3 protein-coding genes are annotated in these 2231 nt (G+C 75.8%); 1 reads left to right on the top strand and 2 read right to left on the bottom strand.

All coding sequences use genetic code 11. The annotated features are described in order from the left end of the window. Positions 1–134: 134 nt before the first annotated feature. On the top strand, positions 135–728 hold the full coding sequence (locus IDM29_RS16390; protein ID WP_255500372.1) for a response regulator transcription factor: 594 nt from the start codon (positions 135–137) through the stop codon (positions 726–728). 20 nt (positions 729–748) lie between these two features. Here the strand turns inward: IDM29_RS16390 and ligD are convergent, their stop codons facing one another. Together ligD and IDM29_RS16380 are read right to left on the bottom strand one after the other, a co-directional pair. Next, positions 749–1849 (bottom strand): non-homologous end-joining DNA ligase, encoded by a 1101-nt coding sequence (gene ligD / locus IDM29_RS16385; protein ID WP_182112985.1) that lies wholly within the window; start codon positions 1847–1849, stop codon positions 749–751. Between the two features lie 26 nt (positions 1850–1875). After that, positions 1876–2231 (bottom strand): response regulator transcription factor (locus IDM29_RS16380; RefSeq protein WP_188037806.1); only part of this gene is annotated, 356 nt, incomplete at its 5' end.

The raw sequence follows: 2231 nt of genomic DNA, 5'->3' as shown, positions 1-2231 counted from the left end.
GGCGCGGGTGGCGTCGGCGCGTGGAGCGTCGTCGCGGCGCTGCCGACCGGGGCCGCGTCGTGAGCGCGGGCGCGGCCCCGGTGCGCGTGCTCGTGGCGGACGACCACGCCGCGATCCGCGCGGGCCTGCGGCTCATGCTCGAGACCGCGCCCGACATCGAGGTCGTCGGCGAGGCGGGCGACGGTGCCGCCGCCGTGCTCAACGCCCGGGCGCTGCGGCCCGACGTCGTGCTCATGGACGTGCGGATGCCCGGCGTCGACGGCATCACGGCCACCGCCACGATCGTCGAGGAAGGGCTCGCGGACGTGCTCGTGCTGACCACGTTCGACGTCGACGAGTACGTGTTCGGCGCGCTGCGGGCCGGCGCGGTGGGCTTCCTGCTCAAGTCGACCGACGCGCCGTCGCTGCTCGACGCCGTGCGCCGCGTCGGCGCGGGGGAGGGCGTCGTCGCGCCCGAGGTGACGCGGCGCCTCCTGGCGGCGTTCGTCGCGCCCGCCCCGCCGCGCTCGCCCGACGACGCCGCCCTGGCCGCGGTCGAGGAGCTCACGGCACGCGAGCGCGACGTGCTCGTGTGCCTCGTGCGCGGCATGTCCAACGCGGACCTCGCCGGGACGCTCGGCATCACCGAGGCGACGGCCAAGACGCACGTCTCCCGCGTCCTGGCGAAGCTCGGGTGCGCGTCGCGCCTGCAGGCCGCGATCCGGGGGCGCGCCGCGGGCCTGGCCTGAGGGCCCGCCCAGCGCCGGTGTCAGTCTCCCGGCTCCTCGCGCCGCCGGTCGCGGTCCTTGCTCGGCTGCACGCGCTTGGGCTCGCCCGGCATCTTCGGGTACTCGGGCGGGTAGGGCAGGTCACCCGCGCCGTGGTCGCGCTCGTCCTTGTCGGCCAGGTCGAGCAGGGGCTGGATCGAGTACGCCGGCCGCTCCGGGTCGTCGGCCGTGGGGGCGCTCAGCGCGTGGAACAGGTCGCCCACCTCGGCGAACCGGGCCGGCATGGTCAGGACGTCGAAGTCGTCCGGGTGGACGTCGCCGACCTCCTCCCAGCGCAGCGGCGCCGAGACCGTGGCGCGCGCGTTCGGGCGCACCGAGTAGGCGGAGGCGATGGTGCGGTCGCGGGCCATCTGGTTGTAGTCGACGAAGATCTTCCGGCCGCGCTCCTCCTTCCACCACTTCACGGTCACCTGGTCGGGCAGGCGGCGCTCGAGCTCGCGGCCCAGCGCGATCGTGGCGCGGCGCGCCTGCGTGAACGTCCAGCGGGGCTCGATCGGCACGAAGATGTGCAGCCCGCGCCCGCCCGACGTCTTGGGCCAGCCCTCCAGGCCGAGCTCGTTCAGGATCGCTCGCACCTCGGGCGCCACGCGGGCGGCGTCGTCGAAGTCGGTGCCCGGCTGGGGGTCCAGGTCGATGCGCAGCTGGTCGGGGGACTCGACGTCGGCCGAGCGCACGGGCCAGGGGTGGAACGTGATGGTGCCCATGTTCGCGGCCCACGCCACGACGGCGAGCTCGGTGGGGCACACCTCGTCGGCCGTGCGGCCGCTCGGGAACGCGATGGTCGCCGTCTCGACGTAGTCGGGCGCGCCCTGCGGGACGCGCTTCTGGAAGAACGCGTCACCGCTGCTGTCCGTGCGCGTGGACAGCCGGGCACCCTCGAACACGCCCTTGGGCCAGCGCTCGAGCGTCGTCGGGCGGTCCCGCAGCGCACCGAGGATCCCGTCCCCGACCGCGACGAAGTACTGCACGACGTCGAGCTTGGTGAGGTCCCGCTGCGGGAAGACGACACGGTCGGGGCTGGTCACGCGCACCGTGCGCCCGGCGACCTCGAGCTCCACCGCCGGGGTCGTCGCGCGCGCCATGCGATCACGCTAGAGGGTGGCGTGCGTCACGGCGAGGGGGCTCGGGCGCCGGCGGCGCCTCCCACGGCGGCCAGGCCGCGCCGGTGCGCGACCGTGACGGCCTCGGTGCGGCTCGTGACGCCCAGCTTCGCGAGCACGTTGGACACGTGGACGCTGACGGTCTTGCCGCTGATGAACAGGCGCTCGCCGATCTGCCGGTTGCTCAGCCCTTCGGCGACGAGGCCGAGCACCTCCGCCTCGCGGGCCGTGAGCAGGTCCGTCGGGGTCCGGTGGCCCGGCAGGTCCAGCCGCCCCCGGCGGGCGAGGGCCTCGACGGCCGCGACCAGCGGGGCGGCGCCCATCGCCCGCGCGTCCGCGTCCGCCCGCGCGAGCTGCGCGGCCG

The organism is Actinotalea sp. JY-7885, from assembly GCF_014525465.1.
Taxonomy (GTDB): Bacteria; Actinomycetota; Actinomycetes; order Actinomycetales; family Cellulomonadaceae; genus Actinotalea.
The sequence above is the reverse complement of the archived record's forward strand: the minus strand, read 5'-3'. Positions and strand labels throughout refer to the sequence as shown.

Bases quoted from the DNA above. Each gene is read 5' to 3' on its own strand.
- IDM29_RS16390 (WP_255500372.1), top strand. From the start codon at position 135: ATGCTCGAGACCGCGCCCGACATCGAGGTCGTCGGCGAGGCGGGCGAC.
- ligD (WP_182112985.1), bottom strand. From the start codon at position 1,849: ATGGCGCGCGCGACGACCCCGGCGGTGGAGCTCGAGGTCGCCGGGCGC.